The following is a 25,349-nucleotide window of genomic DNA, read 5'->3' on the forward strand; positions in this document are numbered from 1 at the left end:
TCTCAGACCTGCAAAACAGAGGAGACAAGAAGCTGGGTATAGGCATGTTGCGGATCATCGAGCACCTGATCGGTAAGGCCATGTTCGACGACGTGGCCTGATTTCATCACCATCAGACGATCCGCCAAAAGCCGCACCACGGCAAGGTCATGGGTGACGATGATCGCCGACAATCCCATTTCCCGCACCAACCCGCGCAACAGGTCCAGAAGCCGCGCCTGCACCGACACGTCCAGCCCGCCCGTCGGTTCGTCCATGAAGACAAGCCGCGGCCCGGTCACGAGGTTCCGCGCAATTTGCAGGCGTTGCTGCATCCCGCCCGAGAAGGCCGAGGGTTTGTCATCCACCCGATCCTCGTTGATCTCGACCCTGCCCAGCCAGTCAATCGCCTGACTGCGGATATTGCCGTAATGCCGCGCGCCAACCGCCATCAAACGCTCGCCCACGTTGCCACCTGCCGAAACGCCCATGCGCAGCCCGTCGCGGGCATGTTGGTGGACAAAGGCCCAATCCGTGCGCGACAGCATCCGGCGTTCGGGTTCGGACATGGTGAGAGTGTCGACCATGCCACGATCGCGTGTGTCGAAGAGAACCTGCCCACTGTCGGGCGGCAAATGCCCCGCCATGCAATTCAACAGTGTCGATTTTCCGGAACCGGATTCGCCCACGATGCCCATCACCTCACCGGGGTAGAGATCGAAACTCACATCGGTGCAGCCGATCCGCCCGCCGTAGGTTTTGCGGATGTCTTTAACGGAAAGAAGCGGTTGAGTGGTCATTCTGCGGCCTCTGGAGATAGTCGCCCGCGATGGCCCATGGCCTGCCGCTCGGCGCAATAATCGGTGTCGGAACAGACGAACATCCGCCCGCCCTCGTCGTCGATGATCACCTCATCGAGATAGGTGTGCTCCGCCCCGCACAGATCGCAGGGATGGTTGGCCTTCGAGGCCTCGAACGGGTGATCTTCGAAATCGAGACTCACGACCTTGGTATAGGGCGGCACGGCGTAAATCCGTTGCTCGCGCCCTGCGCCAAAGAGTTGGATCGCCGCCATTTCCATCTTTGGATTGTCGAATTTCGGAATCGGCGACGGGTCCATGACATAGCGCCCCTCGACCTTGACCGGATAGGCGTAAGACGTGGCGATATGGCCGTGTTTCGCGATGTCCTCGTAAAGCTTCACATGCATCAGCCCGTATTCTTCGAGCGCGTGCATCTTGCGCGTCTCGGTTTCGCGTGGTTCCAGAAAACGCAGCGGTTCGGGAATGGGCACCTGATAGACGAGTATTTGCCCTTCGGTCAGCGGCTCCTCGGGGATGCGGTGGCGGGTCTGAATGACCGTCGCCTCGCGCGTTTTCTCGGTCACGGCAATATCTGCCGTCTTCTCGAAAAACTTGCGGATCGAGACGGCATTGGTCGTATCATCCGCACCTTGGTCGATCACCTTGAGCACATCCTCCGGCATGAGACAGGCCGCCGAGACCTGAACCCCGCCAGTCCCCCAGCCATAAGGCATCGGCATTTCGCGCGAGGCAAACGGGACCTGATAGCCCGGCACGGCAATGCCTTTGAGGATCGCGCGGCGGATCATCCGTTTGGTTTGCTCGTCGAGATAGGCGAAGTTATAGTCAGACATAGGCGCCCCCCAAACGCGAAGCCGCGCACTGCATGTAGTTCTGTTTACGGTGTATTTTATGAACGACCTTCCAGACCCACTTGTCTGTCAGGACACTAAAATTCTCAGTCAGTTCATGTGCGAGCAAATTTACGCGCATCCGAACCTTTTCGTACTGTTGACGGGGTTGGTCTTTGGCATCATCGGGCTGATCTTTCATAATGCCAGCCACATACCCAAGTCCCATAACTCGATGTCCGGAGATTCCGGCAGCCACAGCAGTACAGGCTTTGATGGGTTTGATGGTGGAGGCGGTTTGGACTGAAATCATTCTGCCGCCTCCTGCACACTTTCCGCCGCGATTTCCGCGCGCATTTTGCGAACCAGTTCCATCTCGGACTGAAAATCCACATAGTGTGGCAATTTGATATGTTCTAGGAAACCGGTCGCCTGAATGTTGTCACAATGATACAGGACGAATTCCTCGTCATGTGCGGGGGAGTTCGAGACCTCGACGCCCAATTCCTTGCTGCGCAGCGAACGATCCACCAAAGCCATGGAAATCGCCTTGCGCTCGGTCTGCCCGAAGGTCAGCCCATAGCCCCGCGTGAACTGTGGTGGCTCCACTTTCGAGCCCGCGAATTTGTTCACCGTCTCGCATTCGGTCAGTTCGACCTCGCCGACCTCGATGGCAAAACCCAGCTCGGGAATGTCCATCTCGACCGCCACCTTGCCGATGCGCAACTCGCCCACAAAGGCATGGCTGTTGCCGTAACCACGTTGCGTCGAGTAGGCCATGGAGAGGATGAAACCTTCATCACCCCGCGTCAGCGCCTGCAAACGTAGCGCCCGGTTGGCCGGTAACTCCAGAGGTTCGCGGGTCAAATCCGGCGGTGTCTCGTCGCCCTCCACCTCGGTCTGGATCAGGCCTTCTTTGTTGAGGAAGGAGGTCACATGCGGGGTCGGTTCGATACGCGGATCGGCCTCGGCGGCTTCCGGCACCTCGCCCTCCGCCATGAGTTTGAAGTCCAGCAAACGGTGCGTGTAATCGAAAGTCGGCCCCAAAACCTGCCCGCCCGGCACGTCCTTGAACGTCGCGGACACACGCCGGTCACAAGCCATCTTGTCGGTCTCGACCGGATGCGAATGGCCGATGCGCGGCAGGGTCGTGCGATACGCCCGCATCAGGAAAATCGCCTCGATCAGATCGCCACGCGCTTGCTTGATCGCCAAAGCCGCCAGATCGGGATCGTACAAGGACCCTTCGGTCATCACCCGATTGACCGCCAGCGCCAACTGTTCGCGAATTTGTGCCACGGTAAGCTCCGCGACCGATGTGTCGCCCCTGCGTTCTTCGGCCAGCCAGGCATGGGCATTGTCGATGGCGCGTTCTCCGCCTTTGACAGCAACATACATCAGTCGGCCTCCATCTCTGCGCCCGTTTCGGGCGACACTGTTGTCGAACGCGGCAAGCCAGCAATCTGCGTGCCCGAGGTAAAATAGAAATCAAGCCCCAGCGGAAAAAGCGCGGCGTTCATCTGAAACGGTTCCAACGCGGGCAAGGTCAGGCTCGCTGTGGTTTCGATCCCCGGCCCCGTGAGTCGCATTCCGTCCTGACTGAGCCGCTCCATCTCAACGATCAGCGTCGTCGAGCGGTCGGGATATTCTGCCGTGCCAATCGGGAAAGCCGTCACCGGCTGCAACGCCGCCCAAGTGCCAAGCGCGAACATCGCCTTGGCCGGCCCGACGATGGGCGCACCGATTTGAAAAGCGATCCAGTCGCGGATTGCAGGTGTGTCATGCGCCCCCATCAGACAGAGTGGCGTTTCCGGATCGCAGAGCGTCAGCAGCAGACTTGCCGCCGCCTCGGAGACCGGTGCAGGCGCTTTGCCACCCTTGATCTCGTGGATCGAGCCGGGGCGCGCAAGCGCTTCCAGAGCCGCCCGAAACGCGCGGGCGGCATCTTGCGGCGGGGCCTCGAAAGCGCCGATCAGGCTTTGTTCACTCATCTGTCTTTCCGGCATCAGTCTTCCCCTCTCACCATGGTGAAGAAATCGACTTTCGTCGCTGCGGCTTTCGCGGCGCGGGCGGTGCGCAGCGCAACCTGAGCCTCTTCCAACGGCACCAGAACCGCGTCACGCAACTCATCGGCGCGTGGCCCCTGCATCAGCGCATCGACCAGCGCGGCCTGCTCTGCCTGCTGCTTGTCGCGCCCCTGCACATAACCGTGCCCGACTTCACCCGTCTCAAGGCGCAGCGAACAGCGCGCGACCGTCATCTCGCCGAGATTGAACGGCGCGCCCGTCCCGCCCATGCGCCCTCGCACCATGACACCGCCCACTTCGGGACGACGCAGCCAGTCGAAGGACGGAAGGGCCGGCACCGCACCAAGGCACTCAGCCAGATGTGCGGCATCGGATTTGGCCAAAAGCCCCATCCATGCCCTGCGCGCCTCTTGTTCGGGGGAGAGTGCCGCCTCAGCTTTGCCCATCGCCGCCACCTTTCTTGATCTAGACAGCTTGCGGAGTTGTCTAAACTCCTATACAACTAGACAAATCATGGCCGATCCGTTGCTGTTCGGCAAGGGTAAAATCGTGAAACTTTGGTGACGAAACGCTCATGTCCCGCACACCGGTCTGGAAATCCATCGCCGAAACCCTCTCCGAGGAGATCGCCAAGGGGCATTATCGCTCCGGCGACAAACTTCCGACGGAGGCCGAGCTTTCGGCACGTTTCGGCGTCAACCGCCATACGGTGCGTCATGCGCTGTCCGATCTCACCGAGCGCGGCATCACGCGGTCGCGACGCGGCGCAGGCGTGTTCGTCCAGAGCGCGCCGGTGGATTATCCCATCGGCAAACGTGTGCGCTTTCACCAAAACATCCGCGCCACGGGACGTTTGCCGCAGAAGAAAGTGCTGCGCATCGAGACCCGTGCCTGCGACGAGAAAGAAGCCGCGGCCCTCACTCTCACACCCGGCGAGGAGGTTCTAGTCTACGAGGGTCTCTCGTTGTCCGGCGACGCCCCTGTCGCGCATTTCATCTCCATCTTTCCCGCTGCGCGCCTGCCCGGACTGGCAGCAGCCCTGGAGGAAATCAGCTCTGTCACATCCGCACTCACCTCCATCGGCGTCGAGGATTATCTGCGCGCGGAAACACGCGTCAGCGCCGAACGCGCGACGGCGACGCAGGCGCTGCATCTGGGATTGCGTGAGGGCGATCCCCTGCTGCGCACCGTCAGCCTCAACATCACGCCGGACGGCAGGCCTATCGAGCGCGGCATCACTTGGTTTGCGGGGGACCGCGTCACGCTCACTGTCACGCCAGACTGAGTGTCATCCCGGACGGGCCGAAACGTCATCTGCGCGATACAAAACACAGGTATTTCAACCTGAAATGGCAAAACACCGCTTTTCGTATCGCAGGTAATTCCGATGTCCGTGCTTCCTCCGCTGAGCTTTTCCGGCGCCTCCGTCCTGATCGACGGGACGTTCCGGAACATACCTTTCTCGATTGCCGAGGGACTTATTTCCGATGAGACCTTTCCCGAAATCGACCTGAGCGGCTATCTGATCCTGCCCGGCATCGTCGATCTGCATGGCGACGCGTTCGAGCGCCATATCGCGCCACGTCCACGCGCCCCCTTCCCGATCCGCGCGGGCCTCGCCTCCGCCGCCCGCGATGCCGCCGCCCATGGGGTGACGACGGCATGGTTCGCGCAGTGTTGGTCTTGGGAAGGTGGGCTGCGCGGCCCCGATTATGCCGAAGAACTGCTGGCCGAAATGCAGGCGTTCGAAGCCCATACCCCCATCGACATCCGGCTGCAAATCCGCTGCGAAACCCATATGATCGACAGCCGCGAGCGGCTTCTGGCGGCGATCCGGCGGTTTGGCGTGGATTATGTGGTGTTCAACAATCACCTGCCAGAGGCCATCGAGATCGCCAAGAAGGAACCGCTGGAATTCGCCGCATGGGCGAAACGCGGTGGGCGCACGCCGGAGCAGTTCATCAAGGTTCTGCGCGAGGCGAAGGATCGCAAGAACGAGGTGCCGCGTCACCTCTGTGCTTTGGCCGAGGCGTTCGATACGCTCGGTGTGATCTACGGCAGCCATGACGACCCGGACGCGGAAACCCGCGAGGAATTTCGGGCTCTGGGCGCGCATATCGCGGAATTCCCGATCTCCGAGAAAGCCGCCGCGGCCGCCAAAGCGATGGGCGATCCGGTCCTCATGGGCGCGCCGAACGTGGCGCGAGGCGGCTCGCAGGCCGGCAATATCTCGGCGCAAAAACTGATCGAGCGCGGGCTCTGCGATGCGCTGGTGTCCGATTATCATTACCCAACACTTGCCGCCGCAGCATGGACGCTTGTCGACAAAGGCGTGAAGGATCTGGCGCAAGCCTGGGCGATGATCTCGACCAACCCCGCCCGGATAATGCAACTGAGCGATCGGGGCACACTGACGCCCGGCAAACGCGCGGATTTCGTGGTAATCAATGCCGAGACGCGAGAGATCGAAGTCACCGTCTCCGGCGGGCGCATCGCCTATCTGGCGGGGCGCGCCGGACAACGGCTCGCGGCCAGTGGCGCTCCGATGCGACTCGCGGCAGAGTAAATCACTCGTATTTTTCGAGGAAGGCTTCGGCCTCCAGCGCTCGAAAATCCACAAGCGCCGCACGCAACCGAGCATGATCCCAATCCCACCACGCCAGTGCCTGCATCCGCTCGGCAATCCCGTCGGGGTAGCGTGGCCGCATCGGGACGGAGGGCACACCGGCCACAATCGTATAGGGCGGCACATCCTTGGTCACGACCGCGCCAGAGGCCACGATGGCCCCATCGCCAATTGTCACCTCGGGCTTGATGATCACCCCGTGGCCGATCCATGTATCATGACCGATCACCGTGCGCCGCGCGGCGCGTGCTTCGAAAAACGCGGCATCGTCTTCGGCATCGTCCCAATAGTAGGACGAGCGATAGAGAAAGTGATGCAGCGAAGCATTACGATAGGGATGATCCGTCGGACCGATGCGGGTAAAGGCGGCAATGTTCGAAAACTTGCCAATCGTCGTGTTGGCGATATCGGAATATTGTTCGCAATAGGAATAATCACCCATCTCGGAGTTGAGCACCCGCGCGCCCTTTCCGACCTCGCAATAGGACCCGAAGGTGGAATTCTGAACCTCCGCCTCCTCATGCAGGAAAGGTTCGGTCGCACTCAGTTTCGGCATGTGTCACCTGTTTGAAATCCCGGATTGCCTCCGGCAGGAGTATTTCGAGCACAAAGGAAACCCGGATACAAATCCTGTTTCCTTTGTGCCGCAAATACTCAGTCGCCCTTGATCAGCCTGCGCCGCAACCAGCCGGAAAAGCTGTCCATTGCCATCACCAGAAGCACCACGAGGACGATGTAATAGGACACCTCTTCCCAATCCTTCTGGGTGATCATCGCCTGCGTCAGCAAAAGCCCGATGCCGCCCCCGGTGATCGCGCCGATGATCGTGGCGGAGCGGGTGTTGGATTCGAGGAAATAGAGCACTTGCGACAGGAGTACCGGCACGATCTGCGGGATCACACCGAAGCGGTAGCGCTGCAAAGGCTTCGCCCCGGTAGAGGCCACCCCTTCGATCTGTTTCTCGTCGACGTTTTCCAGCGCCTCGGAGAAGAGTTTCCCGAAAGAGCCGGTATCCGTGAACAGGATCGCCAGCGCACCGGTCAGGGGACCGGGACCGAAAGCGCGCGACAGAAGGATGGTCCAGATCAGCCCGTCAACGCCCCGCAGGAAGTCGAAGAGACGCCGCGCAGCCATGCGGATCGCCACAAGGGGCGCGAAATTGCGGGCGGCGAGGAAGGCGAGCGGCAGGGCGATGATCGCCGCCCCGAAAGTTCCGAGGAAAGCCATGAGAACCGTCTCGAATAGCGCCCAGACGGTATCGCCATGCCGCCAAATCGCGTTGTTCCAGAAATCCTGCCACGCCCCCATGAGATTGGACCGCTCCGGGTCGATGCGTTCCCCGAAAAGGATACCTGAGAGGCCATGCCCGTAATACGGGCTTTCCAGCGTGAACCAGAACAGCTCCCAACCGAATTCGTAGACAAAGACCTCGCTACGAGCCTTGGTCAGCGACAGCCGCGCAGCTTTGGTCGTCACCGTAAGACGAGTTTTCGAATAGGAAATCCAGTCGGGTAGTGTGGCCGGATCGAGATTGATCGTCACGCCCCCGGTTCGGCTTTGCGTGGCTTCGATGACACCGAACCCCGGCACATCATAGCGCACCATGTCGTCCGCGATCTCGATGGTGCCGTCATCGTCAAGCGTGATCACGGCAGCATCCTCTCCCACCTTGACCCAGGCGGGATAGTTGGTCGCATTATAAGTGCCCTTGCGCTCCCCCTCGACCGCCACCTTAATCTCGCCAGTGCGGTTGTTGCGCTCGACATGGGTCTTGTAGCTGTAGGTGTCGGACACGAGCGTCACCGCATTGTCCCACCGCATCCGACCCGCCAGCCCGGCAATATCGAAGGCGAAGAAGATGTAGACGAAATAGGCCAGAACTATGAGCGGCAGGGCAAAGGCGAGCATGCGTTTGCGGGCGATCAGCGCCTTGGCGCGGGCGTGCATGTCGACGGAGGGGTTGGCAGCAAGGCTCATTGCGCGGCTCCTTTCAACGGGTCCGACTTCATCGAGCCATGGGTCAGGCGGTTGCGCACCACGGAGGACATCTGATCGAAGACAACGATGGTCAGAAAAAGCAGGATGAACACGGCGGCGGCCTCATCGAACTTGCCCTGTCCCCAGGAGATTGCGTTTTTCAATTCATAGCCGATGCCACCCGCGCCCACGAAACCGAGGATGGCGGAGGCACGGATGTTGATCTCGAAGCGCAAGAGCGCGTAGGAGAACCAGTTCGGCGCAACCTGCGGCACGAGGCCCAGCATCATCCGTTGCGGCCATGTAGCGCCGACGGAGGCGAGCCCTTCGAGCGGCTTCTGATCGGCATTTTCGTTCACCTCAGAAAACAGCTTGCCCAGCGCGCCGACGGTATGAAAGGCAATGGCAATGGCCGCCGGCACCGGCCCACTGCCCAAAACGAAAATCAGCACGAGCGCGATCACGATCTCAGGCAGGGCACGCATCAAATCCATGATCCGACGAAACACAGGGATCAGGCGCGGCCATGGGGCGAGACCATTGGTCGAGAGCAACGAGAGGATGATCGCTCCGAACGCTCCCGTGATCGTCGCAACGGCGGCGATGTTGATGGTCTCGATGAGCGCCGGAAGAGCTTTCAGAAGATGACCGGGCAAGTTCGCGCGTTTCGCCCAGGCTTCGGACACCACATCGGCAGGGAAATCAAAAATATGCGGCAGACCGGGCAGAAAGCCCCCGGCATTGCGGTCATTGGCGATGCCAAAGCCACTCGCCAGAAGAAGGACAAAGACCAAAAGCATGATGCCGCCATAGAGGCGACGCTGACGGGTGAGCGCCATGTAATGGGCGCGGGTCGCATCCAGCGAAGCGCCCGTGGAAACAGCTGTGAGATCGGCCATGTCGGGGGTCCTTGGTCAAAAGAGAAACCCCGCGCAAAAGAGGGCGCGGGGTTTCATGTCACATGCGCTTAGTTGGATTGCGCCAGACGTGCGGCAACGATGGACGCATAGGTCTCGTGATCGACCGGGATGAAGTCTTTCGCTTCACCGTGGGCCACACCGTAGGCACAATCGGCATCTTCTTCCCAGAGGTTCGCGGTCAGCTCAGTGACCTTGTCCTTGACGTCCTGCGGCAGCGCTTTGCGGATCACGAAAGGGCCTTCCGGGATGATGTTGGACTGCCAAATCTGCACCATGTCATTCATGTCGACAAGGCCCGCATCCACGGCTTTGCGCAGAGCGCCGTTGTTATAGCCATCTTCCCATGCACCGAGACCGTCGGCCCAGGTCACGCCCGCATCCACGTCACCGTTGTTTACGGCGACAATGGTCTGCTCGTGGCCACCGGTGAAAACGACGTCACCAAAGAAATCGCCCGGCTGCATGGGGTAACCGGCAGCGGCGATCTCGATGGAGGGGATCAGATAACCGGAGGTGGAGTTCGGGTCACCGAAACCGAATTTCTTGCCCTTCAGATCTTCGAGCGAAGTCACACCGCTGTCCTTGCGGGCAAAGCCGATGGAATAATAACCGATGGAACCATCGACATTCTGTTTCACCAGAACCGGTTCGACCGCTTCCGGGTCGGCGATGAAGGTGCCAGCATAGCTGGACGCGCCCATCCAAGCGGCGTCAATGGTGCCACCCAGCAGGCCCTGCATCACACCATTGTAATCAGCCGGGGTGAAAACCTTCACTTCCACACCGAGCGCTTCGGCGATTTTGTCGGCGAAACACTGGTTGGACGCAACGCGGTCCTGAGCGTTTTCACCACCGAGGATGCCAAGGCGGAATTCGGTAATGTCCTGAGCCTGAGCGGCACCGACAAGGGCAGTGGTCGCAAGAACGGCAGCAAGCAGTTTTTTCATCATTCTCTCCAGTTGATACGCCCGCGTGAGTTTGGTTAATACGGGCCGATGAAAGGGTCAGACCGTAAGCTTGGCGAGACGGCGTTCCACCGCCTCGACAGCCTCGTGATCACGGATTTCGGTCGAGGTGGCGGCCTCCGAAAAATCGGCCCCCGCCCCGTAAATGTCGCGGGCAACGCCCGTGGTGAGCTGGGCGGGCGTGCCGTCGAACACCACGCGCCCGTCGCGCATGCCGATGATGCGGTCGCAATAGCGCCGCGCGGTGTCGAGCGTATGAAGGTTCGCGATCACCATGCGTCCGTCCTCGTCATGGATGCGACGCAGCGCCTCCATCACGGTCTGGGCGTTCATGGGATCGAGCGAGGCGATGGGTTCGTCCGCCAAAATGACTTTCGGATCCTGCATCAGGGCGCGGGCGATGGCGACGCGCTGTTGCTGACCACCCGAAAGCGCTTCGGCGCGTTTCTCGGCATGCTCGGAAATGCCAAGGCGACCGAGAATGTCGATCGCCTTGTGAATGTCCTCTTCGGGATAGAGGTTGAACATGGTCGTAAGGGTAGAGCGACGACCAAGCGTGCCATGCAGCACGTTGGAAACCACATCCATACGCGGCACAAGGTTGAATTGCTGAAAGATCATCGCGCAATCGGATTGCCACTGACGCTTCTCGGCGCCCTTGAGGGAAAGCACATTGCGCCCCTCGAACAGCAATTCGCCCTCGGAGGCATCGGTCAGCCGGTTCATCATACGCAGGAAGGTCGATTTCCCCGCCCCGGAGCGCCCGATGATACCGATCATCATCGGACGGTCGATGTGGAAGCTGACCTTGTCCACGGCCGCTTTGGTGCCGAACCGTTTTGTCAGGCTCTTCACTTCGAGCATATCTGCCCCCTCTTTTGCGTTGGCGGCGATAAAGCACAGGGAGTGCATCCCTTCTGTGACGGACAGGAAAAAGATTTGTGACAGGGCACAGGATAAGGCACAGGGACGTGTCTTTTCTCCCGTCCCCGCGCGTCGCTCGCGCAAGGCCTGTGCACAATTCCCAAGGGCCTGTGGCTTGCTCCATGCCAAAGGCCTTGTATGGTGGCGCGACAAAACGCCTCTAAAACGCCTCTCAGGACCAGCCCCTTTGCCCGATCTACCCGCCCCGAAACGCCTGTTTCTCATCCTGCTCACGCTGATGATCGGCGCGGCGGCAGGCTCCGGCTTCTATTTCGCGCATATGCCGTTGCCATGGATGCTCGGGCCAATGCTGATGATTTTCGTCTTCGTGATGCTGGGTGCGCCTCTGGAGGCCCCAAACCAGTTGCGTCCCATCGTCATCCCGGTGATCGGCGTCATGCTGGGGTCGAGCTTCGACACGGAAACGTTTCAGAACCTGAGCCGCTGGGGGCTCTCTCTTGCCGGGCTCTCCGTCTATATTGCACTGGCCGCAGCCCTTGTCGTGCCCTTCTATATCAAGGTCGGTCGCCTCGATCCGATCACCGCCTTCTTCTCCGCCATGCCCGGCGGGCTCAACGAGATGACCGTGATCGGCGGCGCTCTGGGTGGCGACGAAAAGCGGATCATTCTGGCCCATGCCGGGCGGATCGTGGTGACAATCTCGATCATTGCGCTCTATTTCCGGGTCTTTCTGGGCTATGAGGTCACGGGGATCACGCTTAAAAGCGACGGACCCGCGATCACCCTCCTCAGTGCCGCGATCCTTCTGGCCTGTGCCGTGATCGGGGCATGGGGCGGCAGAAAGCTGCGCCTGCCCGCCCCCGAACTTCTGGGACCGATGCTGCTGTCGGGAGCGGTGCATATGACCGGGCTGACCCATTCCTCGCCCCCGGCCCTTCTGGTGGTTGCCGCACAGGTGATCCTTGGCACTTCCATGGGCTGTCGCTTTCGTGGTGCCAAACCGGCGCTGGTGTTCAACACGCTGGCACTGACCTTTGGCGGCACGCTGATCACCATGGCGCTGTCGCTTGGTTTTGCGGTGGGGTTGCATCATCTCTTCGGCCAGACCACGGAGCAGGTGCTGCTCGCCTATGCCCCCGGAGGTCTCACGGAAATGTCGCTCGTCGCCCTCGCGATGCATGCCGAAGTGGCCTATATTTCGCTCCACCATCTTGTAAGGATCGTGATCCTCGTGGCGATTGCGCCAACGCTCCTGTCACGCATCGCGGGGCGTCTGGGGTACTGACCCTGCCTGCCCCCGCGCTTGACTCACCATGATCGGTGTGAGACCAACACAGAACTGTAAAAGCCGGGCGCGGCCTTGCAAAACCACGCCAATCACTGGCACGCGACAGGCAGGTTGGGTTTGAACACACTCGCAATCACATGCATCCGGGATGAGGGGCCATGGCTTCTCGACTGGATCGCCCATCACAGGGCTGCGGGATTTTCCCATTTCCTCATCGCCTCCCATGACCTCTCGGACGGCTCCGATGCTCTGCTGGATGCGCTGTCCGATGCGGATATCATAACCCATATGCCGTTTCAGCCCGAGGGTGAGAAATCCGTGCAATGGCAGGCGATGAAATTCCTGTCGAAACATCCTCTTTATAAAAGTGCCGATCTCGCACTGTTCTTCGATGTGGACGAATATCTCGTACTGGACGAGGGGCTGACGCTTGATGCACTTCTGCCGCAGGGGTTCGATGCCGTGCCGCTGCGCTGGCATCTCTTCGGCAACAGTGGCATCGGGTCCTGGGACGACCGCCCCGTCACCGAACGTTTCACCATGGCCGCCCCCGACGAGATCGCCCTGCCGCTGGCGCATTTCTTCAAGACGCTGCATCGCCCCTCTGCTTTCAAAGCACTGGGCATACACCGCCCGAAACCGTTGAAAGACCGCCCCGCGCGCTGGATCGGTGCCAACGGCAAACCGATGCCGGACGCCTTCGCGGAGCAGAGCACACGGATCAACCTCTTCGGCCTGCCGCAGGAAGGGGCGCGCGCCTGGCTCAACCATTATTCCGTGCGCTCCGTCGAGGAATTCGTGCTGAAATCCGTGCGCGGCCTGCCCAACCATATGCTCAAACCTATCGGCCACGGCTATTGGGCGGAGCGCAATTTCAACACCCTTGAGGACCGCCGCATCAGATGGATGCGCTCCGGGGCAGATGCCGCACGCGCCGAGCTTGCAGCGTTCGAGCCGCTGCATGCCACCACCGTGGCCCAGCATCGCGCGCGGCTCAAGGCATTAACCGCTCAGCGCCCGGTGATCGAAATGATGTGGCATCTGACGCTGATGGCTGGCTCGACCCCACCGGGAGCGACGCAACTGGCGGCCCATCTCGCCCGTCTCAAGGCCCTCGCACAGGACAACTGAGGTTCATCCATGGATCATCCGACACAGGTCACATTCCACATCGGGGTGCAATTCAGCACCGGTCGCGATCTGCTCCTGAGCGCCAAGGCAAATGCGAAGATCTTGCGTGATCAGGGCATTTCCATGCCGCCCATCCGCAAAGCGCGCAAGACGATCAGTGACATGCTCAGCAACCTCGATGGGCTACCGCCGACCCCGGAAGAACAGAACGATGTGATCGCACAACTGTCCGGCCCCGACAAAGTGCGGCATCTGCTGCTGGACGACGATCTACGTGGGGGCTCCCTGCGCGAGCTTTTCACCGGACCGGAGCTTTACAACGGCATCGAGACCCGTCTCGCCCCTGTTGCCGAACTCTTCTCGAACACAGAGTTCCGGCTTTCCCTGTCGCTGATCAATCCAGCGGTGTTTTTGCATCGCGCGCTCTCCTCGGGCACGGCCGCACGCACGCTCCAGAGCTTCACTGAGTCCACCGATCCCACGCGTCTGCGTTGGCGAGACATGGTACTGCGTCTGCGTCGGGCCATACCGGATGTGCCCTTAATCATCTGGTGCAACGAAGATGCGCCACTGATCTGGCCGCAGATATTGCGCAATCTCTTCGACCTGCCTCAGGATGTCACGCCCGAAGCCGGCCTTTTGCCACTCAAGCCGCTGCTAGAAGACGAAGGACTGGCACGGCTAAGCGCCTATCTGACGAAGTTCCCGCCGGAAACCGACGCCCAGTATGAGCGCGTCATCCTGTTGTTTCTCGACAAATACGGGATCGAAGAGGCGCTGTCGCCGCACTGTGACATTCCCGGATGGGACGCAGGCACGATCGAAACCGTCACCGCGCAGTACGAAGAAGATATCGAACTGCTCGCCGAAGACGAGGGCATCACCCTGCTGTTGCCAAGCACGCCACTCGCCTGATCTGGCTCCAATCCGTCGGGCCTCAGCGCGCGGCTTCGGCGGCGGCGCGGATCGCGCGGATGTTTTCTCCGTAAGGCACAGGATTGATTACGGAACCGCCCTTGAATACGGCAGAGCCCACAACCAGCGCATCGGCGCCGGCCGCCGCCATCAGCGGCGCGGTGGTCGGGTCGATGCCACCGTCGATCTCGATATGGATCGGGCGATCACCGATCATCTCACGCAACTGTTTCACCTTGTCGATCTGGGAATGAATGAATTTCTGACCGCCGAAACCGGGGTTCACGGTCATCACACAGATCAGATCGACCATATCCAGAAGATATTCCACGCTCTCGGTCGGCGTCCCCGGATTGAGCGCGACACCGGCCTTGACGCCCGCGCCCCGGATTGCCTGAAGCGTACGGTGAATGTGCGGCCCGGCCTCGACGTGGGCGGTGAGAATATCGGCCCCCGCATCGGCGAAGGCCTCGATGTAGGGATCGACGGGGGAGATCATCAGATGCACGTCCATCACCGTCTTGATATGCGGACGGATCGCCTTGCACATCGCCGGGCCGAACGTCAGGTTCGGTACGAAATGCCCATCCATGACATCGACATGGATCCAGTCCGCACCATGGGCCTCGACGGCCTGAATTTCCCGACCGAAATCGGCGAAATCGGCGGCCAGAATGGAGGGAGCGATCTTGATGGAACGGTCAAAGCTCGGAGCGGTCATCGGGCGAATCCTTGGTCTTTGCGGCAGTTGACGGTGCTCTACCCGATGTGCCTGCCCCTGTCACGCCGTAGTGATTGCTCGCGAATGTGGCAAAGCCCGCCCAATGTGGCGTTTTTCTATACCTATCCTACATAAAATGTGAGAATTGGACGTTTTCCTATGGTAAGCTGTGCACATGCTGACGACCTCACTGCGACAGGCTGACATTCTATCCAAAGGGGAAGACTACCACTTTTCCCGCAGCGTCCTGTCCCGGACGCGACCGAAAGCTTTACACGACCAAGATTATTACGAGTTGTTCTGGCTCCACAACGGACGGGCGCGTCTGGTAACAAATGGCATGCGCATGCCCCTGTCGGAGGGCGACCTGGTATTTCTCTCTCCCGACCTGCCTCATGCGCTTCAGGGTCAGGGCGAAGAAAGCCATGTCGTCAACGTGATCCTGCGGCGCAAACGGGTCAAGGATCTGATCGACCGCTTTCCCGAAGTGAACCAGTATTTCCCGGCCCCCGGTTCGGTGCCGGTTCGGGTGCATCGCGACATTCGCCAGATGTCCCAACTCTCCACTGCCGCCAAAGCGCTCGAAGCCGCCCCGCGCACCACGCTCTTTCTCGAAGCTTTCCTCTTGCCGCTAATCGCCGGGCTGGCGTTTGAAGCGCGCGAAAAGACCGAAACCATGCCGCACTGGCTCTCTGAGGCACTGGTACGGGTCGAGGACCCGGTCATATTCCGCGACGGAGCAGCGGGACTTGTGGCCCAATGTGGCAAGGCCCATGCCCATGTCGCTCGCACGATGCAGAACTGCCTCGGCCAGACCCCCTCTGATTACGTCAACCGCTTGCGCATGGAATATGCTGCACGCCGTCTCAAAGGCACGCCCGACAGCCTGTCAGAGATCGCAAGTGACATTGGTCTTCAGAATATGAGCCATTTTCACCGGTTGTTCCGATCCCGTTTCGGAATGACGCCACGGCAATACCGCGTCAAATATCAAAAAGGCGTGGTGCAGCCTATTTGACCGAATGGTCAATGATTGCCAAAGCGCTCCGTCCATGCGAGCTTGTGGCCCAAGTGAAAACGGAGCTTTTCGATGAGCACGACCGATATATCCGCCACCACCGCCGGTGCGGACACCACAACGGCGCATCTGCCGCAGATTCATGAACCGCGCAATCCGGGGATGGAACTCGACCTCGACATTATCGAACGCCAGCGCGTCAACACCTCCGCCGTAGAACGGCGTTGTGCCACCCTGCCCGGACGGCGCTCGGTGAAGAAAGACCATCAGGCCGCGTGGCTCCTGAAAGCGATCACCATGATCGACCTGACCACTTTGGCGGGCGACGATACGGCCGGGCGCGTGCGCCGGCTCTGCGCCAAGGCTGCGCATCCGGTGCGCGCCGATCTTCTGAACGCAATGGGTATGGGCCCGATTACCACCGGCGCAGTTTGCGTGTATCACGACATGGTGGAAACCGCGGTCGAGGCGCTCGATGGCACCGGCATTCCCGTGGCCGCCGTCTCCACCGGATTTCCGGCAGGGCTTTCACCTTATCACCTGCGGGTCAAAGAGATCGAGGAAAGCGTCAAGGCGGGGGCAAAGGAGATCGACATCGTGATCTCGCGGCGTCACGTTTTGACCAGCAACTGGCAGGCGCTCTACGACGAGATGCGCGAGTTCCGCGAAACCTGTGGCGAAGCGCATGTGAAAGCCATTCTGGCCACGGGAGAGCTGGGAAGTCTGCGCAATGTCGCCAAGGCCTCTCAAGTCTGCATGATGGCGGGCGCGGATTTCATCAAGACCTCGACCGGCAAGGAAAGTATCAACGCCACCCTACCTGTCAGCCTCGTGATGATCCGGGCGGTGCGTGACTATTATGCCCGCACCGGCTACCGCATCGGTTACAAACCGGCGGGCGGGATTTCCAAGGCGAAAGACGCTTTGGTCTACCTGTCGTTGATCAAGGAAGAACTGGGCAATCACTGGCTCTCACCGCATCTGTTCCGTTTTGGTGCATCGTCTCTTCTGGGCGACATCGAGCGGCAATTGGAGCATCATGTTACGGGTCAGTATTCCGCCTCCTGGCGGCACGCGATCGGGTGAGCGCCTGACATGAGTATTTTTGCCATCAGAAAACCCGCAACGGGCAAGACGGGAGCAGCGCAATGAGCGTGAAAGAGATTTTCGAGACCATGGACTATGGCGATGCGCCCGAGAGCGCAGCGGAGGCGCTGCGCTGGCTGGTGGATGGCGGCGACCGGTTCGGGCTTTTCATCGGGGGCAAGATGACGGAGCCGGGTGCGGTCTTCGAGGCGAAAAACCCGGCCACTGGCGAGGTTCTGGCACATTTGACGCAAGCAACCAAAGCCGATGTGGACGCCGCCGTCACCGCCGCACGCAAGGCCCAGAGCAAATGGGCGAAGGACGGCAAGGCCCGTGCGAAAGTGCTCTATGCGCTCGCTCGTCTGGTCCAGAAACACGCGCGTCTGTTCGCCGTGCTGGAAACGCTCGACAACGGCAAGCCGATCCGCGAAAGCCGTGACATCGACGTGGCTCTGGTGGCGCGGCATTTCTATTACCATGCGGGCATGGCACAGCTCATGGAGGCGGAACTGCCGGGGCGTGAGGCGCTTGGGGTTTGCGGCCAGATCATCCCGTGGAACTTCCCGCTTCTGATGCTGGCGTGGAAAGTCGCGCCCGCGATTGCCATGGGCAACACTGTGGTGCTGAAACCCGCCGAATATACCTCCCTGACCGCGCTTCTGTTTGCTCAGATCTGTCAGGAAGCGGGCGTTCCGAAAGGCGTCGTCAACATCGTGACCGGCGACGGCGCGGTGGGCGAGATGATCGTGACCCATCCGGGCGTGGACAAGATCGCCTTTACCGGCTCGACCGCCGTGGGCCGCCGCATTCGCGAGGCGACCGCCGGATCGGGCAAGTCTCTGACGCTCGAACTGGGCGGCAAGTCGCCTTACATCGTCTTTGAAGACGCCGACATCGACAGCGCCATCGAGGGTCTGGTCGATGCGATTTTCTTCAATCAGGGGCAGGTCTGCTGCGCCGGATCGCGACTTTTGGTGCAGGAAGGCATCGCGGATGATTTCCATAAACGCCTCGTCGCGCGTATGGCGAAGCTGCGCATCGGCAATCCTCTGGACAAATGCATCGACGTGGGTGCCATCGTCGATCCGGTGCAACTTGAGCGGATTGAAACCCTTGTCGCCAAAGGCAGTGGGGAGGGCACGGTGCATCAGCCGGTGAGCGCGCCGGAAGGCTGTTTCTATCCACCCACTTTGGTGTCCGGTCTGGAGCCCGCGTCCCTGCTGATGCAGGAGGAAATCTTCGGCCCCGTACTGGTTTCCACCACGTTCCGCACACCCGCCGAGGCGGTGGAAGTGGCGAACAACACGCGCTATGGGCTGGCGGCGTCTGTCTGGACCGAAAACGTCAATCTGGCGCTCGATATTGCACCGAAACTGGTCGCGGGCGTCGTCTGGGTGAACGGCGCGAACATGTTCGACGCCGCCGCAGGATTTGGCGGTGTCCGCGAGAGCGGGTTCGGGCGTGAAGGCGGTTGGGAGGGCCTCATGGCCTACACCAAGCCCAAAGGCAAAGCCACGCCAGTGAAGCCCGCAAAGGCGCATGTGAAACCCGACGATATCGAAGTTCTGGGGCTGGATCGCACCGCGAAACTCTATATCGGCGGAAAACAGGCGCGGCCCGATGGTGGCTATTCGCAGGCGATCTATTCCCCGAAAGGTAAGCTTTTGGGCCATAGCTCCATCGCCTCCCGCAAGGACATTCGCAACGCCGTCGAAGCCGCGCAGAACGCGAAAGGCTGGGCCAAGGCCACGGCGCACAATCGCGCGCAGGTGCTGTATTTCATTGGCGAAAACCTGTCAGCGCGCGCGGATGAATTCGCCAGCCGCATCCGCGATCTGACCGGCACGACCGAGGCGAAAGCGCAGGCGGAAGTGACGGAGGCGATCGACACACTCTTCACCTACGCCGCCTGGTGCGACAAGCTCGACGGGGCGGTGAAACCGGTGCCGATGCGCGGGGTTGCCTTGGCAATGAACGAACCCGTGGGGGTGATCGGCGCATTTTGCGATGACCGACCTCTCGCAGGGCTGATCGAAGTGGTCGCCCCCGCGATTGCCATGGGCAACCGGGTGATCGCCGTGGCCTCCGAGGCCTATCCTTTGGCCGCCACCGATTTCTATCAGGTGCTCGACACTTCCGACGTGCCCGCCGGTGTGGTGAACATTCTGACCGGACCGCATACGGAGTTGGCCAAGACCATGGCCGGGCATATGGATGTGGAGGCGGTGTGGAGTTTCTCCTCCACCGACATCTCCGGGGTGATCGAGAAGGAAAGCACCGGGAACCTGAAACGCACCTGGGTGAACAATGGCATGAGCCGGAGCTACCCGGCGCGGGACTGGCTGGCACAGGCCACCGAGGTCAAGACGATCTGGGTGCCTTACGGGGAATAAAGCTCGGACTAAAAAAGGGGCCTGCGAGGCCCCTTTCCTTTACCGTTTGAACCAGCGCTTTACCTTATCGACCGCGCTGTCTTTTTTCTCGTCGGCCAGTTCCAGCACATCCTCCACATCCTCGACCAGCGGCTCAATGGTACGTTCGCGGAATTGCTGCCAGATGCGGTAGAGCGTCACGACGAAAAGGAACAAAAACGTCAGGATGATGATATTCACCCAAGGGATGATCGTCACATCCGGACCTTCGACCTGTTTGATCCCGACAGCATTGGGAAAGATCGACAGGAGCTGCGAGCGCCAGCCGTAATGCGTGACGGAAACCCACTCGGGTGTGGCCTTGGTCGAGATCGCGTCATTGGCCTCGGTGTACAGATTGGCCGTGTCGAATTTGAAATAGGGCGGCCAGCCCCAACCTGTGTCCTCGTTGCGGTAGACGATGGACTTGCCGTTCGGGCGCACCGCCTGAATGAACTGCACATCCCGGTTCTGTGTCGTCGCCGTGCCATTGTCCGGCCCTTGCCAGAAGATCGAAGTCCAGCCGGAAATATCCTGACGTTCCTCATAGGTGTTCACGATCCGCACAATGTCGTGCTGCGGAAGGGTATAGTGAAAGAACCCTCCGACAAAGAGCAGGATCAGGGCGATCAGGGTCCATTTCACATAGCGCATCGCGGGGCCTCACATAAAATTCGTCACGTAGAAGATCGCGGCAAAGACGATCAGGGGCAGGATATAGACCAGAACCAAAAGCTTCGGTCGAAAGGAGCGTTCATACTCCTGCATCCCCTGCTCCACATAAGTATCGCGGTCGCCAATGGAACCCTCTTTCTCCCACTCGTCTTCGAGACGTTCGCGGGTAAGCGAACGCAGGTAGATGCCCAAAAGCAGGTACAGCCCCGTCAGAAGGACGAGGCCGATCACGAGAAAACGCAGGAATCCCAACATGGTTTGGCCTCAAGAGTGCGACACGAAGCGCATTCTAGCCGCATCGCGGCGAAAGCGCGAGGTGGATTGATGCCTCGGGTACGCACCCTTTTCTGCAATCCCGCGTTCATTCTTCCCCTTGCCTGCCAGCCGATGAACGGCTTTGCTAAGAGCATATTATTCATCGGAGGGGTCCAATGACATTTAACACAAAACTTTTGACGGGCGTGGGATTCGCCCTGAGCCTCGGCACAGCCGCCATGGCCGACGAGGTCACCGACACGCTGAACAGCGCGCTCAAGGCCTATGAAGAGGGCGACGTTACCTATGCGCTCGAAGAGCTCGATTACGCCAAGCAGTTGATGCAGGAAATGCAGACCGGGGAGCTGTCGGCCTTCCTGCCCGCAGCCCCCGAGGGCTGGACCGCTGAAGACGATGCCGACACCACGGCGGGCTTTGCGATGCTCGGCGGCGGCACGGCGGCGGCAAAACGCTATTCCAACGACGCGGGCGACGAATTCACCATCACCATCGTGGTCGACAGCCCGATGATCGCCATGATGGGCGGCATGATCCAGAATGCCGGTGCCATGGGAATGAAGACCATCCGCGTCGGACGAGAGAAATTCCTCGAAAACGAGGGCGATCTGTCGGCTCTGATCGAAGGCCGCGTACTCGTGCAAGCCTCAGGCGAGCCGCGGGACGTCGTGGTCCCGCTTCTGGAACAGATCGACTATCGCGCTCTGGGTCGCTTCGGCTACTGAGACCGCTTTGCCCGAAATAACCGGAATAAAAAGAGGGGCGCTTTGGCCCCTCTTTTTTCATTTTTGTTTACGTGAGGTCACATCTGCGCGCGGATGACATCACCAAGACGGGCAATGCCCTCTTCAATCTTCGCCGCAGGCGACATCGAGAAATTGAGCCTGAGCGTGTTGGTGTGCGAGCCATCGGCATAGAACGCGCCCCCCGGCACGAAAGCGACCTTCGCCTCCAGCGCCTTGACCAGAAGCTCCGCGCCCCCCATGCCCTTGGGCAGGGTGACCCAGACGAACATGCCACCTTCGGGCCGTGTCCATTCCACGCCCTCGGGCATGTGGCGTTCGAGCGCCGCCAGCATCGCATTCAGCCGCGCACCATAGACCTCGCGCAGGGTCGCGACATGCTCGTTGAACACGCCGCGCGCCACTTCGTTCACCGCGATCTGATTGATCGTGGCGGTCTGGAGATCGGCAGCCTGTTTGGTCAGAACCATCTGCTGAATGACTGGCTTCGCGGCCACGGCCCAGCCGACCCGCAATCCCGGCGCGAGGGTTTTCGAGAACGACCCGAGATAGATCGTGCGGCACTCTTCGATGCTGCCCTTCTGCTCGATTTCGAGCGCCAGCATCGGTTTGACCTCTTCACCCTGATAGCGCAGCTCCTGATAGGCGGCGTCCTCAATCACAGCACAACCAAGCGCTTCGGCCCGTTTCAACACCGTCAAGCGCTGATCTTCAGTAAGTGTTACACCCGTCGGATTGGCAAAATCGGACGAGAGGTAGACGAATTTCACACGTCCTCCCGCAGCTTCGGCATCGGCCGTGATATCCTCTATCGGACGGTTGGCCTGCGGATCGAAGCGATCATAGCGCGGCTCATAGGCATTGAACGCGCCGAGCGCCCCCATATAGGTCGGCCAAGCCACCAGGGCGGTGTCGTTCGGGTCGAGAAACAGCTTGCCGAGGTAATCGAGCGCCTGCTGCGATCCGGCGGTGATCAGGATGTTGTCGCGGGTGCAGCTCACGCCATGACGGCCCATGTAATCGACGATCCAGTCGCGCAGGGGCGTGTAGCCTTCGGAGGTCGAGTATTGCAGCGCCACACCTGCCGCCTGTTCGCTCGTCGCCTTGAGCATCGCCTGTTCGAAAGCCACGCGCGGAAAATAGGCCGGATCGGGGATACCCCCCGCGAAGGAAATAATATCCGGCTGGTCCAGAAGCTTGAGAAGCTCGCGGATTTCGGAGGCCTTCATCTTCTGGGTGCGTTTGGCAAAAAGCGTGTTCAGGCGCGCGGGCGAATTCTGCGACAGACTCATTTTCTTCTCCATTCAGGGCTCCCGTCTCGCGCTTTTCGGCGATTAAGTCAACAAAGCTGACGTGACACTCCAAGCACAGCCCCCTTTACAAAAATGATACAAAACCATCACTCAGACGACATTTCCTTTCGTCACACCGCGCGCGTGTGCAATGACGAGGGACACATCATGAAAAAGCATCTGCTGCTGGCCGCCTCTGCGCTCGCGATCACCGCGACCGGGGCCTCCGCCGAACTGAACTTCAACCGCATCGCCTCTTTCGCCACCCCGGACAACATGGCCGTGGGCGAAGACAAGGCGCGGACCACCTCTGCCGAGATCATCGGCGCCTCCGGGGACGGCATGACACTGGTCTACACCGACAGCCCCTTGGGCGTGATCGGTCTGATCGACATCACCGATCCGAAAAATCCCTTGCCAAAAGGCAATGTGGAGATGGGCGGCGAGCCGACCTCCGTCACCGTCATCGGCAACACCGCCTTTGTCGCGGTGAATACGTCTGAGAGCTATGTCGAACCCTCGGGCAAGCTGCTGTCCGTCGATCTGGCCACCGGTGAGATCACCGGCACCTGCGATCTCGGCGGTCAGCCGGATTCCACCGCGCATAATGACGAAGGCACCATGGTCGCCATCGCGATCGAGAACGAGCGCGACGAAGACGCGGGCGACGGTCGTGTCGGCCAGATGCCGGCCGGTTACATGGTCACCATCGGCGTGAAAGACGAAGCGCTTGCCTGCGACAGCCTCAAGAAAATCGACGTCACCGGTCTTGCGGAAATCGCCCCGGAAGATCCCGAACCCGAATTCGTGGACATCAACGCTCTGGGCGAGATGGCCGTGACGATGCAGGAAAACAACCACATCGTGGTGATGGACAAAGACGGCAATGTGACCGCGCATTTCTCCGCAGGCTCCGTCGATCTCGCCAACATCGACGCCACAGACGAACGCGCGGCCCTTCTGTTCACTGAGAGCCAGCCGGGGCGTCTGCGTGAGCCCGACGGGCTTCAGTGGATCGACGACGATCACATCATGATTGCCAACGAGGGCGACATGGACGGCGGATCGCGCTCCATCACCGTGTTCAACAAGGATGGCACGCTGGTCTGGGAATCGGGCGCCGCGTTCGAACATCCGATCATTCAAGCCGGTCACTATCCGGACAAACGCTCCGACGCCAAGGGCGTGGAACCCGAAGGGATGGAAGTCGCCAGTTTCGGCGACACCACCTATGCTTTCATCCTCTCCGAGCGCTCCTCCACGGTGTCCGTCTATGACGTGACCGATGCGGAGCACCCGGTGTTCAAGCAACTCCTGCCCTCCGGCATTTCGCCCGAAGGCGCGATTGCGATCCCCGAGCGCGGGCTTCTCGCGACAGCGAACGAGTTGGACCTCGTGGAAGACGGCGGCGTGCGTGCCCATGTCATGCTTTACGAACTGCAAGACGCCCCCGCCGCCTACCCGACAATCTCCTCCGAGAGCATGGATGAACTCACCGGCTGGGGAGCGAACTCCGGCATGGTCGCGGATGAGGACGGCATGATCTGGGCCGTAAACGACAGCTTCTACGGTTATCAGCCCACCATCTTCAAAATCGACCCGACACAGACACCGGCGAAGATCGTCGAAGCGATCCGCGTCGTGCGTGCCAATGGCGATGCCGCGCAGAAGCTCGACATGGAAGGCATCACGCTCGATGGCGAAGGTGGCTTCTGGGTCGCCTCCGAAGGGCGCACCGACCGTGTGACCCCGCATGCGCTTTACCATGTGAACGCCAAGGGCGTGATCAAGGAAGAGATCGGCCTGCCCGCCGAGCTTTTGAACAACGAGACACGGTTCGGGTTCGAAGGCATCACCAAGGTGGGTGACACGCTCTGGATGGCGGTTCAGCGCGAATGGGGCGATGATCCGAAACACACGGTGAAACTCGTCGCCTACAACACCGAGACCGGTGAATGGGGCGCCGTGCGTTACGAAAAAGCCGCGCCGGATACCGGCTGGGTTGGCCTCTCGGAAATCGTTGCCCATGGCGACTGGTTCTATGTCATCGAGCGCGACAACCAGATCGGTGCCGCCGCGAAGATCAAGAAAATCTACCGCATCCCGGCCTCCGACATGGTTCCGGCTCCTCTGGGCAGCGATCTGCCGGTCGTGTCAAAGGAAGAGGTTCGCGACCTGATCCCGGATCTGAAATCCTGGAACGGTTACGTGGTCGACAAGGTCGAAGGCCTCGCAATCACCAGAGACGGCGAGATGTTCGTTTCCACCGACAACGACGGCGTGGACGACAGCTCGGGCGAGACCTTCTTCTGGACCATCGGCAAGGTCGAGTAAAAGACACCTCCCGAAAACGGAAACGCCCGCCGGTTTGGCGGGCGTTTTTCATTTGAGTATTTTCACCAGAAAGAAGATCAGACTTCGGTCGTCCGTTCGCCCTCGATCACTTTCGTCTCGACCGTGTTCGGTCCGGCGATCTCGATCCGGCGCGGCTTGAGCGCTTCGGGCACTTCGCGTTTCAGGTCGATGTGCAGCATGCCGTTTTCATGGCTCGCGCCCACCACCTTCACATGCTCGGCAAGCGTAAAGCGACGCTCGAACGCACGGGTGGCGATGCCGCGATGGAGATAGGTCTTGCCCTTCTCTTCCTCGCTGTCGGTTTGGCGAGCTGAAATCACCAAGTGTTCAGGCCCGGTTCATTCGGCATCAGTTTTTCGGCATCACCGGCGTGATTTCAGGCCTCTTGTGTTGCGCACAGAGCACGAT

General features: G+C 60.4%; 25 protein-coding genes and 1 pseudogene. 10 read left to right on the forward strand and 16 right to left on the reverse strand.

Annotated elements, in window-relative coordinates:
* Positions 1–2: 2 nt before the first annotated feature.
* Genes phnK through phnG form a run of 6 tightly spaced genes read right to left on the reverse strand, consistent with a single transcriptional unit; the run spans position 3 to position 4,106 of the window.
* Positions 3–779: a phosphonate C-P lyase system protein PhnK gene (gene phnK / locus C8N42_RS02155; protein ID WP_107814882.1), complete on the reverse strand. Its 777-nt coding sequence runs from the start codon at positions 777–779 to the stop codon at positions 3–5.
* The gene (locus tag C8N42_RS02160) at positions 776–1,636 is read right to left on the reverse strand and encodes an alpha-D-ribose 1-methylphosphonate 5-phosphate C-P-lyase PhnJ (RefSeq protein WP_107814883.1); all 861 of its coding nucleotides are present in this window, start codon (positions 1,634–1,636) and stop codon (positions 776–778) included. Before C8N42_RS02160 ends, phnK begins: the two co-directional genes overlap by 4 nt.
* The gene (locus tag C8N42_RS02165) at positions 1,629–1,946 is read right to left on the reverse strand and encodes a hypothetical protein (protein ID WP_107814884.1); all 318 of its coding nucleotides are present in this window, start codon (positions 1,944–1,946) and stop codon (positions 1,629–1,631) included. The genes C8N42_RS02160 and C8N42_RS02165 overlap by 8 nt, the downstream gene beginning before the upstream one ends.
* A complete protein-coding gene (locus tag C8N42_RS02170) occupies positions 1,943–3,031 on the reverse strand; it encodes a carbon-phosphorus lyase complex subunit (RefSeq protein WP_107814885.1) in 1,089 nt (362 codons plus the stop codon). The genes C8N42_RS02165 and C8N42_RS02170 overlap by 4 nt, the downstream gene beginning before the upstream one ends.
* A complete protein-coding gene (phnH, locus tag C8N42_RS02175) occupies positions 3,031–3,624 on the reverse strand; it encodes a phosphonate C-P lyase system protein PhnH (protein WP_107815060.1) in 594 nt (197 codons plus the stop codon). The genes C8N42_RS02170 and phnH overlap by 1 nt, the downstream gene beginning before the upstream one ends.
* Positions 3,625–3,638: 14 nt before the next feature.
* Complete coding sequence (phnG, locus tag C8N42_RS02180) at positions 3,639–4,106, reverse strand: phosphonate C-P lyase system protein PhnG (protein WP_107814886.1); 468 nt, start codon at positions 4,104–4,106, stop codon at positions 3,639–3,641.
* 128 nt (positions 4,107–4,234) lie between these two features.
* Here phnG and phnF point away from each other — a divergent pair, with 128 nt between their 5' ends.
* Both phnF and C8N42_RS02190 read left to right on the forward strand, forming a co-directional pair.
* The gene (phnF, locus tag C8N42_RS02185; RefSeq protein WP_107814887.1) at positions 4,235–4,945 is read left to right on the forward strand and encodes a phosphonate metabolism transcriptional regulator PhnF; all 711 of its coding nucleotides are present in this window, start codon (positions 4,235–4,237) and stop codon (positions 4,943–4,945) included.
* A 102-nt stretch (positions 4,946–5,047) separates the two neighbouring features.
* Complete coding sequence (locus tag C8N42_RS02190; RefSeq protein WP_107814888.1) at positions 5,048–6,226, forward strand: alpha-D-ribose 1-methylphosphonate 5-triphosphate diphosphatase; 1,179 nt, start codon at positions 5,048–5,050, stop codon at positions 6,224–6,226.
* 1 nt (position 6,227) lies between these two features.
* On the opposite strand, the gene C8N42_RS02195 is transcribed toward C8N42_RS02190, so the two are convergent.
* The 5 genes from C8N42_RS02195 to phnC all read right to left on the reverse strand — a co-directional run bounded on the left by C8N42_RS02195 (position 6,228) and on the right by phnC (position 11,012).
* Complete coding sequence (locus C8N42_RS02195; RefSeq protein ID WP_107814889.1) at positions 6,228–6,842, reverse strand: LbetaH domain-containing protein; 615 nt, start codon at positions 6,840–6,842, stop codon at positions 6,228–6,230.
* Between the two features lie 98 nt (positions 6,843–6,940).
* Entirely contained in the window at positions 6,941–8,263 is a 1,323-nt protein-coding gene (phnE, locus tag C8N42_RS02200; RefSeq protein WP_107814890.1) for a phosphonate ABC transporter, permease protein PhnE, read from the reverse strand.
* Positions 8,260–9,162 (reverse strand): phosphonate ABC transporter, permease protein PhnE, encoded by a 903-nt coding sequence (gene phnE / locus C8N42_RS02205; protein ID WP_107814891.1) that lies wholly within the window; start codon positions 9,160–9,162, stop codon positions 8,260–8,262. Before phnE (C8N42_RS02205) ends, phnE (C8N42_RS02200) begins: the two co-directional genes overlap by 4 nt.
* Before the next feature lie 68 nt (positions 9,163–9,230).
* Positions 9,231–10,130: a phosphonate ABC transporter substrate-binding protein gene (gene phnD / locus C8N42_RS02210; RefSeq protein ID WP_107814892.1), complete on the reverse strand. Its 900-nt coding sequence runs from the start codon at positions 10,128–10,130 to the stop codon at positions 9,231–9,233.
* Between the two features lie 57 nt (positions 10,131–10,187).
* On the reverse strand, positions 10,188–11,012 hold the full coding sequence (gene phnC / locus C8N42_RS02215; RefSeq protein WP_107814893.1) for a phosphonate ABC transporter ATP-binding protein: 825 nt from the start codon (positions 11,010–11,012) through the stop codon (positions 10,188–10,190).
* 247 nt (positions 11,013–11,259) lie between these two features.
* Here phnC and C8N42_RS02220 point away from each other — a divergent pair, with 247 nt between their 5' ends.
* The 3 genes from C8N42_RS02220 to C8N42_RS02230 all read left to right on the forward strand — a co-directional run bounded on the left by C8N42_RS02220 (position 11,260) and on the right by C8N42_RS02230 (position 14,367).
* Positions 11,260–12,318 carry an AbrB family transcriptional regulator gene (locus C8N42_RS02220; RefSeq protein WP_245889938.1) on the forward strand — a complete coding sequence of 353 codons (1,059 nt, stop codon included), beginning with the start codon at positions 11,260–11,262 and terminating at the stop codon, positions 12,316–12,318.
* Positions 12,319–12,438: 120 nt separating this feature from the next.
* Entirely contained in the window at positions 12,439–13,452 is a 1,014-nt protein-coding gene (locus C8N42_RS02225; protein WP_245889939.1) for a glycosyltransferase family 2 protein, read from the forward strand.
* Between the two features lie 9 nt (positions 13,453–13,461).
* Positions 13,462–14,367: a hypothetical protein gene (locus tag C8N42_RS02230; RefSeq protein ID WP_107814894.1), complete on the forward strand. Its 906-nt coding sequence runs from the start codon at positions 13,462–13,464 to the stop codon at positions 14,365–14,367.
* A 22-nt stretch (positions 14,368–14,389) separates the two neighbouring features.
* Here C8N42_RS02230 and rpe read toward each other — a convergent pair whose 3' ends face one another.
* Positions 14,390–15,088 (reverse strand): ribulose-phosphate 3-epimerase, encoded by a 699-nt coding sequence (rpe, locus tag C8N42_RS02235; RefSeq protein WP_107814895.1) that lies wholly within the window; start codon positions 15,086–15,088, stop codon positions 14,390–14,392.
* A 175-nt stretch (positions 15,089–15,263) separates the two neighbouring features.
* On the opposite strand from rpe, the gene C8N42_RS02240 reads away from it, so the two are divergent.
* The 3 genes from C8N42_RS02240 (at position 15,264) to C8N42_RS02250 (ending at position 19,585) form a co-directional block, all read left to right on the forward strand.
* Positions 15,264–16,106, forward strand: coding sequence for a helix-turn-helix domain-containing protein (locus C8N42_RS02240; RefSeq protein WP_107814896.1), 843 nt, complete (start codon positions 15,264–15,266; stop codon positions 16,104–16,106).
* Positions 16,107–16,178: 72 nt separating this feature from the next.
* Positions 16,179–17,192: a deoxyribose-phosphate aldolase gene (deoC, locus tag C8N42_RS02245; protein WP_107814897.1), complete on the forward strand. Its 1,014-nt coding sequence runs from the start codon at positions 16,179–16,181 to the stop codon at positions 17,190–17,192.
* 62 nt (positions 17,193–17,254) lie between these two features.
* Positions 17,255–19,585, forward strand: a complete 2,331-nt coding sequence (locus tag C8N42_RS02250) for an aldehyde dehydrogenase family protein (RefSeq protein ID WP_107814898.1) — start codon at positions 17,255–17,257, stop codon at positions 19,583–19,585.
* 39 nt (positions 19,586–19,624) lie between these two features.
* Here C8N42_RS02250 and C8N42_RS02255 read toward each other — a convergent pair whose 3' ends face one another.
* Positions 19,625–20,257, reverse strand: a complete 633-nt coding sequence (locus tag C8N42_RS02255) for a DUF1523 family protein (protein WP_107814899.1) — start codon at positions 20,255–20,257, stop codon at positions 19,625–19,627.
* 9 nt (positions 20,258–20,266) lie between these two features.
* Positions 20,267–20,533, reverse strand: coding sequence for a hypothetical protein (locus C8N42_RS02260; RefSeq protein WP_107814900.1), 267 nt, complete (start codon positions 20,531–20,533; stop codon positions 20,267–20,269).
* A gap of 176 nt (positions 20,534–20,709) precedes the next feature.
* On the opposite strand from C8N42_RS02260, the gene C8N42_RS02265 reads away from it, so the two are divergent.
* The gene (locus C8N42_RS02265; protein WP_107814901.1) at positions 20,710–21,276 is read left to right on the forward strand and encodes a valine--tRNA ligase; all 567 of its coding nucleotides are present in this window, start codon (positions 20,710–20,712) and stop codon (positions 21,274–21,276) included.
* A 77-nt stretch (positions 21,277–21,353) separates the two neighbouring features.
* On the opposite strand, the gene C8N42_RS02270 is transcribed toward C8N42_RS02265, so the two are convergent.
* Positions 21,354–22,598 (reverse strand): aminotransferase-like domain-containing protein, encoded by a 1,245-nt coding sequence (locus C8N42_RS02270; protein WP_245889940.1) that lies wholly within the window; start codon positions 22,596–22,598, stop codon positions 21,354–21,356.
* A 156-nt stretch (positions 22,599–22,754) separates the two neighbouring features.
* Here C8N42_RS02270 and C8N42_RS02275 point away from each other — a divergent pair, with 156 nt between their 5' ends.
* A complete protein-coding gene (locus C8N42_RS02275) occupies positions 22,755–24,920 on the forward strand; it encodes an esterase-like activity of phytase family protein (RefSeq protein ID WP_107814902.1) in 2,166 nt (721 codons plus the stop codon).
* 77 nt (positions 24,921–24,997) lie between these two features.
* Here C8N42_RS02275 and C8N42_RS02280 read toward each other — a convergent pair.
* Positions 24,998–25,264: pseudogene (locus tag C8N42_RS02280) on the reverse strand (Hsp20 family protein); the annotation flags it as partial.
* Positions 25,265–25,349: the final 85 nt, after the last annotated feature.

Source organism: Celeribacter persicus, from assembly GCF_003050785.1.
Classification (GTDB): Bacteria; Pseudomonadota; Alphaproteobacteria; order Rhodobacterales; family Rhodobacteraceae; genus Celeribacter; species Celeribacter persicus.